The organism is Maribacter sp. 4G9 (assembly GCF_002742265.1).
GTDB lineage: Bacteria > Bacteroidota > Bacteroidia > Flavobacteriales > Flavobacteriaceae > Maribacter.
The window spans coordinates 1-15596 of the sequence record NZ_MDGL01000144.1 but is presented as its reverse complement, the minus strand read 5'-3'; the positions used below and the strand labels follow the sequence as shown (position 1 = coordinate 15596).

General features: G+C 40.3%; 12 protein-coding genes and 1 pseudogene. 3 read left to right on the top strand and 10 right to left on the bottom strand.

Annotated features, from left to right (window positions below):
- Positions 1 to 4: 4 nt before the first annotated feature.
- The 5 genes and pseudogenes from BFP75_RS13725 to BFP75_RS13705 all read right to left on the bottom strand — a co-directional run bounded on the left by BFP75_RS13725 (position 5) and on the right by BFP75_RS13705 (position 6470).
- Positions 5 to 532, bottom strand: coding sequence for a DUF3347 domain-containing protein (locus BFP75_RS13725; protein WP_099545945.1), 528 nt, complete (start codon positions 530 to 532; stop codon positions 5 to 7).
- Between the two features lie 8 nt (positions 533 to 540).
- A complete protein-coding gene (locus tag BFP75_RS13720) occupies positions 541 to 1776 on the bottom strand; it encodes a TolC family protein (RefSeq protein ID WP_099545944.1) in 1236 nt (411 codons plus the stop codon).
- Position 1777: 1 nt separating this feature from the next.
- On the bottom strand, positions 1778 to 2128 hold the full coding sequence (locus BFP75_RS13715; RefSeq protein WP_099545943.1) for a four helix bundle protein: 351 nt from the start codon (positions 2126 to 2128) through the stop codon (positions 1778 to 1780).
- A 46-nt stretch (positions 2129 to 2174) separates the two neighbouring features.
- Positions 2175 to 5962, bottom strand: a pseudogene (locus BFP75_RS13710) (efflux RND transporter permease subunit).
- A gap of 106 nt (positions 5963 to 6068) precedes the next feature.
- Positions 6069 to 6470: an HYC_CC_PP family protein gene (locus BFP75_RS13705; protein ID WP_410504088.1), complete on the bottom strand. Its 402-nt coding sequence runs from the start codon at positions 6468 to 6470 to the stop codon at positions 6069 to 6071.
- Between the two features lie 274 nt (positions 6471 to 6744).
- On the opposite strand from BFP75_RS13705, the gene BFP75_RS13700 reads away from it, so the two are divergent.
- Positions 6745 to 8481 carry a sulfatase gene (locus BFP75_RS13700; RefSeq protein ID WP_099545942.1) on the top strand — a complete coding sequence of 579 codons (1737 nt, stop codon included), beginning with the start codon at positions 6745 to 6747 and terminating at the stop codon, positions 8479 to 8481.
- Between the two features lie 172 nt (positions 8482 to 8653).
- Here BFP75_RS13700 and BFP75_RS13695 read toward each other — a convergent pair whose 3' ends face one another.
- The 5 genes from BFP75_RS13695 to BFP75_RS13675 are packed head-to-tail and all read right to left on the bottom strand — an operon-like array spanning position 8654 to position 13002.
- Positions 8654 to 8992, bottom strand: coding sequence for an L-rhamnose mutarotase (locus BFP75_RS13695; RefSeq protein ID WP_099545941.1), 339 nt, complete (start codon positions 8990 to 8992; stop codon positions 8654 to 8656).
- Positions 8993 to 8997: 5 nt separating this feature from the next.
- Positions 8998 to 10323: an L-fucose:H+ symporter permease gene (fucP, locus tag BFP75_RS13690; RefSeq protein ID WP_099545940.1), complete on the bottom strand. Its 1326-nt coding sequence runs from the start codon at positions 10321 to 10323 to the stop codon at positions 8998 to 9000.
- Positions 10324 to 10342: 19 nt separating this feature from the next.
- Entirely contained in the window at positions 10343 to 11137 is a 795-nt protein-coding gene (locus BFP75_RS13685) for an SDR family oxidoreductase (protein WP_099545939.1), read from the bottom strand.
- Between the two features lies 1 nt (position 11138).
- Complete coding sequence (locus BFP75_RS13680; protein ID WP_099545938.1) at positions 11139 to 11972, bottom strand: amidohydrolase family protein; 834 nt, start codon at positions 11970 to 11972, stop codon at positions 11139 to 11141.
- A gap of 13 nt (positions 11973 to 11985) precedes the next feature.
- A complete protein-coding gene (locus BFP75_RS13675; protein WP_099545937.1) occupies positions 11986 to 13002 on the bottom strand; it encodes a zinc-binding alcohol dehydrogenase family protein in 1017 nt (338 codons plus the stop codon).
- 211 nt (positions 13003 to 13213) lie between these two features.
- Between BFP75_RS13675 and BFP75_RS13670 the strand changes: the two genes are divergently transcribed.
- Together BFP75_RS13670 and BFP75_RS13665 are read left to right on the top strand one after the other, a co-directional pair.
- The gene (locus BFP75_RS13670) at positions 13214 to 14053 is read left to right on the top strand and encodes a glycoside hydrolase N-terminal domain-containing protein (RefSeq protein WP_099545936.1); all 840 of its coding nucleotides are present in this window, start codon (positions 13214 to 13216) and stop codon (positions 14051 to 14053) included.
- A gap of 375 nt (positions 14054 to 14428) precedes the next feature.
- Positions 14429 to 15445, top strand: coding sequence for a site-specific integrase (locus BFP75_RS13665; RefSeq protein WP_240531789.1), 1017 nt, complete (start codon positions 14429 to 14431; stop codon positions 15443 to 15445).
- The last annotated feature ends 151 nt before the right edge of the window (positions 15446 to 15596 follow it).

Here is a 15596-nt window from a genome sequence, read left to right as displayed (position 1 = left end):
TTCGTTACTGTATGGTTTCGGTCACCTTTCCACAGGTAAGCATCTTATCCCCATAATATGGGTTTCTTATTTCCGATGCATCTGAAATCCAATATCCTCCCTTGCCTTCAAAGGCCATAGGACAAAATTGCTTATAGATTTCGCCGCCTTCAATGGAACCTTTAAAAATAGGCTCTACCTTTTCCGTAAGCTGGGAAAATTGTTCACGTTGTTTTTCAACATCTCCTGCTTTGGAAATTTCATCCGCCAAAGTGCTTATTTCAGTAAAACTCTCACCTACAGCTGCTTTCATTTCTTCAGCGGCCACTTTGGCCTTATCCGGAGCAGTTTCTACCAAAGCTACCCTCAATTTTTGATACTCTTTAAATAATGCATAGGTACTTTCATCATCGAAAGATGCCGCTGCCATATCCTTTGATTGTTTTTCTATAGCGGGTTCTTGATTTGAAGGTTCAGCAACTTTCTTTTCTTCCTTGCAGGCAAGTGATAACATTAAAATCATTGTCATTAGGGCAATTGTTACTTTTTTCATAGTTGTTGTTATTGAATTAAATAGTTAATTATTACACTTTGTTCGTAATACGATTTTATAGCTTCCAATTGATTTACCTGAAACTTGAGCTGTAATTCCTGAATATCCAGCACATCATTAAAATCAATGGTTCCTGTTTCGTAATTTTTCGTAAGTATTTCCTCTGCGTCCTTTGCCTGTTCCAAGTTCTTACTCGAGGTATTGTATGCAATCCTTGCTTGATTTCTTTGGGAAATAGCCTTTGCCAAAGTAGTTTCCAACACGTTTAACCGTTGCTGTTTTTGAGATTGAAGTTCTTTTTGGCGAAGTTCATTTTGTTTGGATACCGATTTAAAGGATGTATTGAACAATGGAATGGACAGGGAAACCATTGGCATGACAATATCCTTTCCATTGTCGCTGAAATCCATGTTTGGCCTTTCGGAAACGGCGACATAATCCACGCCAACCCCAAAACTCGGGGCACTTTGTTTCTGATTTAATAGTTCCGATTGTGTGACCGACTCATACAATCTGTCGTACCGCAAAAGTTCAGGATTCAATTCCAAGTTTTGACTCTCATACATAGCGTCTTCCAAGGGTATATCGAGTTGCGATACTACATATACCGATAGACTTTGTTCCTGGTTTCTTAGTCCATTGAAGTTAGCCCTTTCCGCCAAGGCCTTTTGCTCCAAAACCTCAATTTGTTGCTGTAATTCATTCTGGCGAATTTGCAAACGCAGCACATCTACGGCCGAAGCCCTCCCTACCTCAACGGATGTCAAGGCCAATTGTTCATAAGTGTCCAACAATTGCATGTTTTCTTTCAAAACTGTTTGTTTCGCATTTAAAACATAGAGTTCATAATAGGATTGAGCTACCGATAATGCCAACTTTCTTTTAACTATGGCCAAATCCAAATAATCCGCTTCTGCAAGGGAGTTTGCATAGCTTTCCCTAGCCGTAATCGTTCCAAACCAAGGCAACATCTGCGCCACGGAAAGACGGGTACGCTGTGCCCCGGTACGGGTTTCCGGCTCACTTACGAAATAACCGGCGCTAATAGATGTGTTGGGCAAGCTCCTAGCTTCCCCCACCTTTTCCTTGGAAATGTTATATTGTAGCTCGTAAGCCTGTATTTCTGGATTATTCGCTTCTGCCTCTTCCAAATAGGATTCCAGACTTTGCGCACCTAAATAGTTAAAAACGAAAAGTGAAAAGTGAAATGCAATTACAACTCTTATGGTATTTGATAGTCTCATGTCAATTTCCTTTAGAAGTTTTAATTGTACTTACCAACATTGCAACCAATTCCTTGTTTGTTTTAGAATACTCATCAAATATTTTCTTGTCTATATAATCAGTATCTTTTAACAAATCCAGCCAATAAAGAGTTTCATTGGCTTCTTTAAGCGCGATACTCATTTTATTTATAAAATCTTTCCTGCTTTGCGCGAATTCTGCCTCCCTAATGAGGGCTCCTATAGCGGTACCACTTCTGAGCAGTTGTTTACCCAAACTATATTCCTTTTTTTCGTATTGGAGATATTGGTACAAACGAACGATTAAAATCGCAAACCCATAGCTTTTATCCCTTAGTATACTCTTACCCATACTGTATCAATAATTGTATAATTATCATATTTTCACTTTTCACTTTTCACTTTAAGCTTTTCGCTTTCAACTTAATCTCCGCTCTCCATGCAAATAGGACAGGTACCAGAAAATAGGAGGTTATATCTATTACCATTCCCCCAAAAATGGGTATAGCCATGGGAATCATAATATCGCTTCCCTTGCCAGTAGAGGTCATGACGGGCAACAAAGCCAAAATAGTGGTGACCGTGGTCATTAAACAAGGTCTGATTCGTTTGTTGGCCGCCTCCAAAGCTGCCGAGCGAATCTCCTTTACATTGCCGGGATTTTCCCTATCAAAAGTCTGAGTCAAGTAGGTAGCCATTACCACCCCATCATCCGTGGCAATTCCGAATAGGGCAATGAAACCGACCCAAACGGCAACGCTCAAATTGATGGTCTTCATATTAAATAAATCCCGAAGGTTTTCACCAAACAGGCTAAAATTCAAGAACCAATCCTGTCCGTAAAGCCAAATCATGATAAATCCACCGGCAAAAGCTACGACAATACCGGTATACACCATTAAAGATGTGGTGACCGACCTAAATTGAAAGTACAGTATTAGAAATATAACCAACAAGGCCAAGGGAACTACAAAGGACAAGGTCTTTTCCGCCCTTAATTGGTTTTCGTAAGTACCCGTAAACCTATAGCTTATACCGTTAGGCACTGTTAGTTCTCCATTATCTATTTTTTCCTGTATTAAAGCCTGGGCATTTTCAACGACATCCACTTCAGCAAACCCGTCCAGCTTATCGAACAGTACATAACCTACCAAAAAAGTATCTTCACTTTTAATGACCTGAGGTCCTTTTTCATATCGAATGTCCACCAATTCACCAAGGGGTACCGGACTTCCATTTTCTACGGGAACATAAATATTTTTTAGGTCGGTCGGATTATCCCTAAGCTCTCGAGGATACCTGACCCTAACTGCATATCTTTCTCTACCCTCTACCGTTTGTGTCAAGGGCATCCCGCCAACTGCGACTTCCAGGATATTCTGAACATCCATTATTGAAATACCATAGCGTGCCAATTGTTCCCTTTTAATATTGATAAGCAAATAGGGCTTACCAATGATTCGGTCCGCGAATACCGCTTGTTCCTTCACCCCTTCGGCCTCCTTAAGGATATCTTCCAACTGCAGACCAAAACTTTCAATTTGTTGCAAATCCTGTCCTTTGACCTTAATACCCATGGGTGCACGCATGCCGGTCTGTAGCATGACCAACCTAGTTTCTATGGGCTGAAGTTTAGGTGCCGAGGTTACACCGGGCAATCTAGTTGCGGAGACAATTGTATTCCATATATCGTCCGGAGTATTAATTTCCGGTCTCCAGTTTCTAAAATAATCCCCATTGCTAGCTTCAATCAAATCCTCCCTGGATACCGTTTCAGCCAGTTGGTCAGCATCATACATGCCGTTATTGTCGATAGGATTGTTCGGGTTAATATGAAGCTTTCCATTTTTCAAAACGAAAAGTCCGTCCATGTTTACTTTATACCTTTGCCTTTTACCCTCGGTATTTCGCATAAACTCCGACTTGTATTGAATGACGTTTTCGTACATGGAGAGTGGCGCGGGATCCAAAGCCGATTCGGTTCTACCTGCTTTTCCTACCACGGTCTCCACCTCGGGGATATTGGCCACGGCCATATCCAACTGTTGCAAAACACGTTTGTTCTCGGCTACACCTGCGTGCGGTAGGGAAGTAGGCATCAATAGGAATGTACCTTCGTTAAGCGATGGCATAAATTCCTTGCCCGTATTTCTCATGATCTATATTCCCAAGACCAATACCGTGGAAGGTATCATTATAAAAAGTCCTTTATTTTCAAGCCCCACTTTAAGATTTTGGAATAGTATGTTTTGAATAAAGAGAAAATTCCCAATAGACCGAAGCAGATAATCGCAACAAAAATGAAATTTATGACCAATCCCCGATCAAAGCCCAAAGGCCTCCAATATTCCGCAAGGAGAATAACAATAACCAAAACGGAAATGCCAATGTTTGCTAATTTTTTAGAAACCGATACCTGATATTGATTTATGGCAAACCTAAAATTCTCTAAAGCCTTAAAACCAAACCACAATCCTAAGAAGCCGAAGGCGACCAAGGCCAAACCCAACCAAAAACCAAAAATGATGGCCAAAACCCCAGAAACTATAAGAGCATAGTCCCAAACTTTGCGTAATGGCAATTGTCTTTTAGATTTTTTAAAAAGGAATGCGGCAAAGGGAGGAATCAAAAACAAGGCGATTAGCAGAGAGGCGGACAAAGCCATGGTTTTGGTAAAGGCCAAGGGTCGAAACAATTTACCTTCCGCACCTATCATGGTAAAAACAGGGATAAAACTTATAATGGTCGTCAACACCGCTGTAAGGATAGCTCCCGAAACTTCTGAAGTCGCATTATAGACGATTTCATTCGTTGTGAGGTGACTCCCATCTTCCCGAATTCTTAGCTTTTCATCCTCCAAATGCCGTATCATATTTTCTGCCAATATGACTCCAACATCGACCATGGTCCCTATGGCAATGGCGATACCGGACAAGGCTACGATATTGGCATCCACGTGAAATAATTTCATGGTGATAAAAACCATAAGAATGGCCACGGGCAACAGTGCGGATATAAGTAGCGATGCCCTTAGGTTAAAAACCATAACGATGATTACCAAAATGGTAATGAGCACCTCCAAGGTCAGGGCTTCGTTTAAAGTACCCAAGGTTTCCTGAATCAGTTCCGTACGGTCATAGAAAGGCACAATGGTCAATTGCGAGGTACGTCCGTCAGCTAAAACTTTAGACGGCAGTCCGCCACTCAATTCCATAATCTTGTCCTTCACGTTTGTAATGACTTCCAAAGGATTGGCACCATATCTGGCTACAACAACACCGCCAACGACCTCTGCTCCCTCCTTGTCCAATATGCCCCGTCGGCTTGCGGGTCCTAAATGTACCTTGGCAATATCCTTGATACGAATGGATGTAAAGTCTTCAGATGCAACTACCGCATTTTCAATATCCGCTAGGGATTTTATATATCCCAGTCCCCGAATTAGATATTCGACCTGGTTCATTTCCAAAGTTTGGGCTCCTAAATCTTGATTGCTCTGCTTTACGGCCTTCACAACATCTGTAAGTCCAATACCATACTGTCGCATCAATTCCGGGTCAACATCCACTTGATATTCCTGAACATACCCACCAATGGAAGCCACTTCTGAAACCCCACCAGCAGCCGACAATCCATATTTTACATAGTAATCCTGTATGCTTCGTAGTTCCTGTAAATCCCATCCGCCGGTGACATTGCCTTCTTCGTCCCTACCTTCCAAGGTATACCAGAATATCTGTCCCAATCCGGTAGCATCCGGACCTAATGTAGGGGTTACCCCTTCCGGCAACAATCCATTTGGCAGCGAATTGAGCTTTTCCAGAATTCTACTGCGGGACCAATAGAACTCTACCTCTTCCTCAAAAATGATATAGATACTGGAAAACCCAAACATGGAAGAGCTGCGAACAGTTCTAACTCCGGGAATACCCAACAAGGAACTCGTTAAAGGGTAGGTAATCTGATCCTCTATATCCTGTGGAGAGCGACCTTCCCATTTCGTAAAAACAATCTGTTGATTTTCACCAATATCCGGAATAGCATCAACTGCAACCGGATCGGTTGGTAAAATTCCAATATTCCAATTGAACGGGGCGTTTACTATACCCCATCCTACAAATAGGAGGAGCATGAGAACCGCAATCAGTTTGTTTTCTATAAGGTATTTTATGCCTTTATTCAGCATATACTTTGATAATTAGACAGTTAAACATTTTCAAGTCTTGAAATAGTTTATAACAAAACATGCCTGGAAACCATTAGTTAACAGGGAAAAATTAAATGCCTAAAAATCAAATTAGGAAGGTCTGGTCTAGAACCTGGACATCCCTGATCAAGGGAGGAGGGGAATAATCCTTAAAATGTACTTTTTCTTGATGCCTGTTTTCAAATAAACAGGAATAAGTATATACGAAGGAGGTAATAAACAACTGTTTATCAAAAGACAATTGATAGAAGGAAATTTGTAAGTCGTCATGACCCGTAACAGCAAGTTCCACATCGGAACAGCAATCCATTTTCATTTCCATCATAGGACAACTAGACGTTTCATGGGAAATCTGTGGTTGCATCATACAACGTTCCACGTCTCCAGAAAGGCTAAAATCTATAAGATGGTCTCCACAATAATGCATGTCTACCGAGAACGATGTCGTGGTAAACAGCACTAAAAGTGCCATGGTAATAGATACTATTTATTGGAAGATGTCCTTCATTGCCCTTCAAAAATACAAAATAAACAAATTGTATTACTGTAAAGTCTTTGATTCTAATTTAATAGTACTGGAATAACGCAGATTTCAAGATGATATTTGATAATCAATCAAATGAAAATACGGCTTATAGAGGTTCTTCTTTTTTTATTAGCAAAAAAACGCCCAAGAAGATGAAGAAAAATCTATTTTTTAGACTAAAATAATTAATTCGAAAATGCAGTAACTTAAAGGGCTTTAATATATACTATTTGATATGAATTTTAAACCCAACCAATATAAACTCCTTAAAAGATTTTTTATAAGGTTTGCGAGCCTTTTACTTTCTTCGATTTGCTTACTTGGATGTAATTCTGAAACAAAACCTGAATGTGAAGAGAAAGCGGAGCGGCCTAATATTGTGTTTATCATGTCGGACGACCATGCCTATCAAGCTATTTCCGCCTATGACAATAGCTTGATCGAGACACCCAACATTGATAGGATTGCCAAAATGGGCATGTTATTTACCAATGCCAGTGTCACCAATTCTATTTGTGCACCATCTAGGGCTACCATTCTTACCGGAAAGCACTCCCACATAAATGGCAAGATTGACAATGTCTCCCCTTTCGATACCACCAACGTCACTTTTCCACAACTATTACAAAAGGCGGGCTACCAAACCGCCATGTTTGGTAAGTTACATTTTGGAAATAACCCGAAAGGCTTTGACCAATTTAAAATATTACCGGGCCAGGGTTCCTATTACAATCCAGATTTTATCACAAAAAATGAAGGGGAAATTCAAGTGAAAGGGTATGTAACGGATATTGTTACCGACATGACGCTAGAATGGCTGGAAAACGAACGTAAAAAGGATGCACCCTTTATGCTCATGTACCTGCATAAAGCCCCACACCGTTCCTGGTTGATGGCGGAAAGACATATGGAGGAATACACGAATAAAACTTTTCCAGAACCTAAAACCTTGTTCGATGACCATAAAGGAATGCTCGCGGCTAAGGTGGCAGAAATGAAAATTGACGGCGACATGGGTTGGGCAGCGGACAGCAAGCTCTATCCTGAGGTTATGGATCAATTAGGGTTGGAAGAACAAATAGGTTTTGACAAGCGCAGATACGAAATGACGGTTGGAAGACTGGACTCAACCCAAAAAGCACATTTTGATACATACTATAAAAAAGTTGCGGAAGATTTCATTGAACAATATCCAAACATGACGGAAAAAGATATTGCCAAATGGCGCTATCAAAGATATATGCAGGACTATTTGGGGACCATCAAGTCCGTAGACGAAAATGTAGGTCGGGTTTTGGATTATTTAGAAGCCAATAACATGATGGACAACACGATTATTGTGTATACTTCGGACCAAGGTTTTTACCTTGGGGAACATGGTTGGTTCGACAAAAGATTCGTCTATGACGAAAGTCTTAAAACGCCGCTTTTGGTTTCTTGGCCAAATCGTGTAAAATCGGGAAGCGTATCCGATGAACTTGTCCAAAATCTGGATTTTGCCCAAACCTTTCTTGATGTTGCCGAAGCTCCTCAACCAGATGACATGCAAGGTAAAAGTCTTGTTCCGGTCCTAACGGGCGACATGGAAAATTGGAACAGGGATGCCGTTTACTATCACTATTACGAACATCCTTCCGAGCATAATGTCAATAGGCATTATGCAGCCATTACCAAAGATTATAAATTAATCCATTACTACTTTGACCTGGATTATTGGGAATTGATAGACCGAAATAAAGACCCTTTGGAACAGCACAACTATTACGATGACCCCGCCTATCAAGACATCCAAAAGGAGCTGCACCAAAAACTGGAGGAGCTCCGCGGGCAATACGGGGATTCTGAAGCGATTAGCCAACAATACATTGACGAATTTATGCCACTCGCAAAAGAGGGTAAAGTATACGGTGTTGAAGATGATATTTTGAAGCCTATGGTAGAAAAATGGGAGAATTCAAAGAAGGAAGATTGATAATTTCAAAGGACTAAATATCTTTTTTCTCATTTAAAAATGTGAAAGCCTACCTTTAAAGGTAGGCTTTTGAATCACTGTTATTGTCCTTTTTGACATCTAGTCATTACGGTATAGTATTAGCTGGCGTCATAAACAAATCGGTTATTTACGAAACACATTTAAACAGGTGTCAACCCAATTTAAAAATGAGTTCTGTAGGTGTCCATTTTTCACCACTTGGAGTATTGGGAAGCGCCTGTTGAAATTTCCACATGAGTTGTTCCCAATCTTGTACTTTGGGGTTTTCGGCATCCATTCGTTTTTTACGGTCAAAAGAAAAGGTCTCATCTACTTCCATAACCAAGAACAACCTATTCCCCACTAAATATATTTCCATATCCAAAACACCGGCATCTTTGATGCTCTTGGTAATTTCTGGCCAGGTGTTTTCCTTTTTATGATAGTTCTTATACGATTCAATAAGTTCCAAATCGTTTTTTAGATCGCATGCAAAACAAAACCGCTTCATAGAATTCAGGGTGTAAGATTCTCGTTTGTGTATACACTTCGACCATAGAAGGCAACAATCACAAAACACAAAAGTGGCAGAACAAAGGAAAAATTGACTTCTGGCACTCCCAAAATCAATATATCCGTGTAACCCGCACCACCCAAATCCAATATCAAACCTTGTAAGGTAGGCATCAATGCACCACCAACAATGGCCATGACCAAAAAGGCCGCTCCAAATTTGGAATCGTCCCCCTGCCCTTCCAGCGCAATGCCATAAATTGTTGGAAACATGATCGACATAAAAAATGAGATGGCAACAAGGGCAATCAAGCCTACCGTTCCCGGAATGAAAATGGCAATCAATGTACAAATGGATGCTCCCAGGGCGAACATAAAAAGCAACTTTCCGGAATTTATTACCCGTAGCAGCGCTGTTCCTACCCATCTGCCCGTTAAAAATATCACCAAGGCCGCTATCCCATAATTAACGGCCCTTTCATTGTCTATACCAAAAGATTCCGCATATTGATAAAGATAGGTCCAACACATAATTTGGGCCCCTACATAAAACGCTTGTGCCACTACCCCGCCCACGAATTTTTTGGATTTAAAAAGTCTTTTTATGGATTCCGAAACGACCACTTTGCCTTCCTGTCTTTCGTTGCGAGGCATTTTAATAAGTGCGATGACCACAAAAAAAGCGATGACCACCAAGCCCAGAATTACATATGGATTACGAATCACGGCCAGGTCCGATGTCTTTACCAATTCCTTTGCCGACCCCGTTAACGTTCCATAGACAGGATTCCCATTTGGCAAAAGGTCATCGGACTGTAGGGAAGCCAAAATGAATTTTTGCGCTACCAAAAGACCCAGCAATGCCCCGATTGGATTAAATGCCTGCGCCAAATTCAAGCGTCTGGTAGCCGTTTCCTCTGAGCCCATGGATAGAATATAGGGATTGGCCGTAGTTTCCAAAAAGGCCAGTCCGAAGGTCAATATATACAGGGCCGCCAAAAAATAACCAAACTCTTCGTAAGCCGCAGCGGGATAGAAAAGAAGGGCTCCCACAGCATAAAGGGCAAGACCTAACAAAATTCCTTTCTTATAGGAATAACGGTTCACAAAAATGGCAGCGGGCAACGCCATGGTAAAATATCCCCCGTAAAATGCCAATTGAACGAGCGAGGCCTGAAAGTTGTCCAGTTCCAATACCTTTTTAAAGGCGGAAACCATAGGGTTGGTGATATCATTGGCAAAACCCCACAGCGCAAAAAGCGATGTAATGAGCATAAAGGGGATTACAACGGTTTTCTTAACTAATGGAGTCGAATTCTTTTGGTTCATAATTCTTGAGGTTGGTGGTTTATTTTTTGGACAATAGTGCCCTGTCCAAGTGTACATAACCTCCATCCACGAAAACAAATTGCCCCGTGGTATGGGAGGATCTTTCGGAAATTAAAAAAAGTACCGTATCCGCTATTTCCGCTGGTAATGTCATTCTGGACTCCAATGGAATCCTGTTTTTTATTTCTTCCAATTTTTGGTTTCCATGCTCAAAGGTATTTATCCAAGTTTCATAGGCTGGCGTATAGCTTTCGGATATAATTAGGGCATTGGAACGTATTCCATAGTCGATTAAGTCCACTGCCCATTCCCTAGTAAGTCCCAAAACACCGCCTTTAGCCGCTGCATAGCCAGATGTTCCGCCTTGCCCCGTAAGCGCAACCTTGGAGCCAATATTCAATATAGTGCCCTTACTTTTCTTTAAATGGGGCAATGCGAATTTAACGGTGGCAAAGTAACTGATTAGGTTGAGTTTTAAGGAAGCGACAAAATCGTCCATGGAGCTGTCCAGTGAGGCACCATCATTAACCCCCACATTATTAATAACGGCATCAATTTGACCGTACTTTTCCGAAATCTTTCGAATCGCACTTTCTATCTGGTCAACCTCTGTCACGTCCGTTTGAAGAAACGCAGCATCCAATCCCATTTCCAGCAACTTCTTTTCATAATCAAATCCCCTGCGGTTCCTATCTATAAGCACAGGAATTGCACCTTCCTTTGCCAATGCAAAGACAATGGCATGACCTATACTACCTTTGATTCCGGCGGAGCCGGTAACCACCACCACCTTGTTTTCAAGTTTTAGCTCCATTTCATTTTTTTAGATTATAGATTCTCTGGGCATTATAATAGAAAAAATCCATTTGTTCCTCTTGTGACAACTGATCCGCAAAGCGCTGGGCCAGGGTCAAAACCTCGCCGTAATTTCCGGCTACCAGGCATACGGGCCAATCAGAACCATACATGATTCGCTTTGTCCCAAAAGCCTCTAAAACTACCTCTAGATAGGGCAATATTTGCTGCATTTCCCACGTGTGGTAATCCGCTTCGGTTATAACACCGGAAATTTTGCAATGTACGTTTTCAATTTTACCAAGTTCCCTCATCATCATTGCCCAAGATGTCAAATAACCGTCCTTAATGTAGGGTTTTGCCATATGGTCCAATACAAAAGTAATATTAGGGAAGAGCCTCACAAACTCCAAAACCATGGGAAGTTGGTGGGGAAAAACAAGAATCTCATAGATTAAGCCTCTCTTTTGCAATACTCCAATACCATTTAGGAAATTCTCTCGAAGCAAGAAAAGTGGGTCCGTCTCGGCTTGAACAACGTGCCTGTAGCCCTTAATTATGGGAAATTGGCCAAAATGGTCCAAGACGCTAGAAAGATCTTGTTTTCGTAAATCAATCCAACCAATGATACCCTTTATAAAATTGTAAGCTTCGGCCTGTTTCAAAAGAAAATCGTTTTCCTCTAAGGATTGGTCCGCCTGAACGGCAATGCAACCTACCACCTTATGTTCGTCATATATCGGTTTTAAATCCGATGGCAAAAAATCTCTTCGGATATCTAACATTCCATCATCGATCCAGGCATGTTTTTCCTTTTCAAAAATCCAGAAATGCTGATGTGAGTCAATAATCATAAAAACGAACTTTTCATTTCCAATCGAAAGTAACCATGGCCTTGACCACATTTGTTTCTGGCAATAACCAAGAGTCGAACTGTTCAATCATTTCAGAAAGATGAACCTTATGCGTGATAAACGAATCCGTTGGAAATTCCTTGATATGATCAATTACGAATTGAAAGTCTTCCAAAGTAGCGTTTCTACTGCACATCAAGGTTGTTTCCTTTACATGTATCTGGGGGTGTAGATAGGTAAGCTCTCCTTTGGATAGGCCTACCAAAACAAATCTACCACCGTGCGACATATAAGAAACTCCTGTTTCCAAAGCATGTTTGTTGCCGGTAGCGTCAAATACAGCGGTAGCCAAGTCACCATTGGTAATTTCAGCTATCTTTTCAATGGGGTTTTCCCTTACGTCCAATACATGGGGCACCCCTATTTGATTGGCAGCGTAATTCAATCTATCTATATTCATATCCAAGGCGATAACCTTGGCGCCCTTAATTTGGGCCAACTTCATGAGGCCATTACCAATGGGTCCACAACCAATTACAACGATTGTTTCACCTTTATGAATAGCTGCCCTTCTTAGAGCATGAGCCCCAATTGCCAAAGGCTCTATAATGGCCATTTCCTCGAGGGAAAGATTATTAGCGGGAATGAGCAGATTTTTAGGCAGGCTTAAAATTTCTTGCATCCCTCCATCCACATGTACGCCCAAAACATTGATTTGGGTGCAGCAATTTGTTTTTCCATTTCTGCAGGCCACACAGGTACCACAACTTACATAAGGCATGACGATTACATGATCGCCAATTCTGAAATCATCTTCATCTTGGGCAATTTCCAATATCTCCGCGGCGAGTTCATGACCCAGTATTCGTGGGTATTTGAAAAAAGCTTGATTTCCACCGTAGGCATGCAAATCCGTTCCACAAATACCTACACGATGTATTTTGACAAGTACCTCCCCGATTCTTCTAACCGGTCGCTCTTTTTCCTTCAATTCAAAATGGCCAGGTTCCTGGCAAATGATATATTTCATCGTGGTTTGTCACTTATCTTGGACCAAGAAAATTAATAATTCTGTTCACAAATGTTATAAGTCTCAAAATAACGGAAGTTATTCTAACAATTTATTGGTTTTTTTTAGATTCCTTCATAATTATTCAAAAAATACTTTTTAAGAATAAAATTTAAATCGGCTTTATGTGTATATTGAACACTTAAATTTAAATGTTCATTTTATAAGTTAGATGGGAACCCTAAAAAAAGTAATATGTACGGCCATTCTCCTAGCCCCACTTTTATTTTTCGCACAGCATACCAACGATTTAAAATTATGGTATGACGAGCCATCAGGAGAGGTTTGGGAAAATGCCTTACCAATAGGAAACGGACGTATAGGAGCCATGGTCTATGGGAACGTAGATAAAGATATTTTTCAATTGAATGAGCATACAGTTTGGAGTGGCAGCCCTAACCGAAACGATAATCCGGATGCATTAGAAGCTTTGCCCGAAGTGCGTGAGTTGATTTTTAAGGGTGAATATAAGGCCGCCGAACAACTGGCCAATGAGAAAATCATTACCAAGAAATCACATGGACAAATGTTCCAACCCGTGGGCAATCTGGAGCTATCCTTCCCAAACCACAACACATACAACTTTTATTATCGGGAATTGGATATCAGCAAGGTCATTAGCAAAACCACCTACCAATTAAATGGAGTTACCTTTACCCGAGAAGCCTTTGTTTCTTTGGCCGACCGTGTTTTGGTCATAAAAATTTCGGCCGATGAACCGGGTAAAGTTTCATTTAAAGCAAACTTCACTTCGCCACATCTGGAGCCAAAAATTGAGCCTCAGGGTAACGACCCACTTTCACTTTGGGGCAAAACAAGCGACCATGAAGGTGTAGAAGGTAAAGTGGAATTCAATGCACTGGCCAAAATAAAAACTAGCAACGGAACAGCCACTCAAACCAATTCTTCCGTTGAAGTTAAAAATGCGGATAGTGCTGTTATTATGGTTTCGATTGCTACCAATTTCAATTCATACCATGATTTGGGAGGAAGTCAACTTCGCTCAGCATGAACTTCTCGTCTCTCCTCTATTTCTGACTTCATTAAAGAATGTACAATAAAAAAGCCCCTTGTTTCCAAGAAGCTTTTATCAGTACAGGCGGAGAGACTCGAACTCTCACACCTTGCGGCACTAGATCCTAATTCTAGCGTATATTGCACCAAAGAAGTGCAAAAACACTCATTTTCAATGAGTTAATCGTTTTTTCATTTTCTTTAAAGTCATTTAATATCAGTTGATTTCAGCATTTGTTGTACCTATGTTGTACCCAAAAGTTCTAATAAAGACGTATCTTTATAGAAAGTGTACAACAAAAATTGAGCAAAAAACACAATGTTGTACCTATGTTGTACCTGATTTGACTTTCGTACTCAAAACAGGTCAATTATGTCATCAAATGCAAAAATAGTTCTTCGTAAAAAACCGAACACCAAGGGGCAATATCCGTTGGCTATTCGAATTACAAAAAACCGTCGTTCCACCTATCAATATGTAGGTCATTATATTGATATTGAGGAATGGGACGAAAAAAATCTTCGAGTAAAAAAATCAAATCCAAATGCCGATAGCCTAAACAAGTTATTATCACAACAACTTTCCGATGCCAATAAGGCCCTTATTGATTTACAGTCCGAATATAAAGATGCTTCAGCAAACCAGATTAAAAAAGAAATTTATGCCTCAGGGAATTCCTCAACTTTCTTTGAACTGGCACAAGAACATCTGGACGAACTGGAAGTTGCAGAAAAGTTAAACCGTCTATCTACGGACAGCGCATTGATTAGTTACATTGTAAAATTTCACAAATCTAAACAGCTTTCATTTCAAGAAATTGATGAACGATTTCTTAAAAAATTGATGATATACCTCAAGGTTAAGCACAACCTAGCTGAGACTTCAATAATGAATATACTTGTCCTAATCCGCTTATTATTCAACAGAGCTATAAAGTTAAAAATAGTTAGTAGGGAATTGTATCCTTTTGGTGGTGACAAAATTAAAATCAAGTTTCCAGAGACTACAAAAATAGGGTTGAATATAATCGAGATAAGAGCTATTGAAGATTTAGATAATCTAACCCCCAATGAAATCCATACAAGGAATGTTTGGCTTTTTAGTTTCTATTTTGCAGGAATGCGGGTTACAGATGTGCTCTGGACAAAGTGGTCAGACATATACGACAATAGGCTTCATTATAGAATGAATAAAAACTCAAAACTACTGTCCTTAAAAATTCCAGATAAGGTTCTAAGTATTTTAGATTTCTACAGAGATGATAAAAAACACGCTACCGATTTTGTTTTTCCTGAATTGAAAAAGGCCAATCTGGATGATGCAAAAGACATTTATAATAAAAGAAAAACGGCAACCAAAAAGGGACTATCTCATAAAGTGTGTAAATAAAAAAATAGCGGGGGCATGCCCCCGCTATTTTTTTAACTTTAAATTTTCACACCATTATGAAGAACGAGGAATTATTCGACGACAATTTTTTTAAACAGTTCAAGACCGGTGACGAGCTCAACGGTTTTTTGAAGGCACTCCAAAAACGCGG

Excerpts from the sequence above, each read along its gene's own strand:
- BFP75_RS13665 (WP_240531789.1), top strand. The coding sequence starts at position 14,429 with ATGTCATCAAATGCAAAAATAGTTCTTCGTAAAAAACCGAACACCAAG.
- BFP75_RS13670 (WP_099545936.1), top strand. The coding sequence starts at position 13,214 with ATGGGAACCCTAAAAAAAGTAATATGTACGGCCATTCTCCTAGCCCCA.
- BFP75_RS13700 (WP_099545942.1), top strand. The coding sequence starts at position 6,745 with ATGAATTTTAAACCCAACCAATATAAACTCCTTAAAAGATTTTTTATA.
- BFP75_RS13695 (WP_099545941.1), bottom strand. The coding sequence starts at position 8,992 with ATGAAGCGGTTTTGTTTTGCATGCGATCTAAAAAACGATTTGGAACTT.
- BFP75_RS13720 (WP_099545944.1), bottom strand. The coding sequence starts at position 1,776 with ATGAGACTATCAAATACCATAAGAGTTGTAATTGCATTTCACTTTTCA.
- BFP75_RS13680 (WP_099545938.1), bottom strand. The coding sequence starts at position 11,972 with ATGATTATTGACTCACATCAGCATTTCTGGATTTTTGAAAAGGAAAAA.
- BFP75_RS13725 (WP_099545945.1), bottom strand. The coding sequence starts at position 532 with ATGAAAAAAGTAACAATTGCCCTAATGACAATGATTTTAATGTTATCA.
- fucP (WP_099545940.1), bottom strand. The coding sequence starts at position 10,323 with ATGAACCAAAAGAATTCGACTCCATTAGTTAAGAAAACCGTTGTAATC.
- BFP75_RS13685 (WP_099545939.1), bottom strand. The coding sequence starts at position 11,137 with ATGGAGCTAAAACTTGAAAACAAGGTGGTGGTGGTTACCGGCTCCGCC.
- BFP75_RS13675 (WP_099545937.1), bottom strand. The coding sequence starts at position 13,002 with ATGAAATATATCATTTGCCAGGAACCTGGCCATTTTGAATTGAAGGAA.
- BFP75_RS13715 (WP_099545943.1), bottom strand. The coding sequence starts at position 2,128 with ATGGGTAAGAGTATACTAAGGGATAAAAGCTATGGGTTTGCGATTTTA.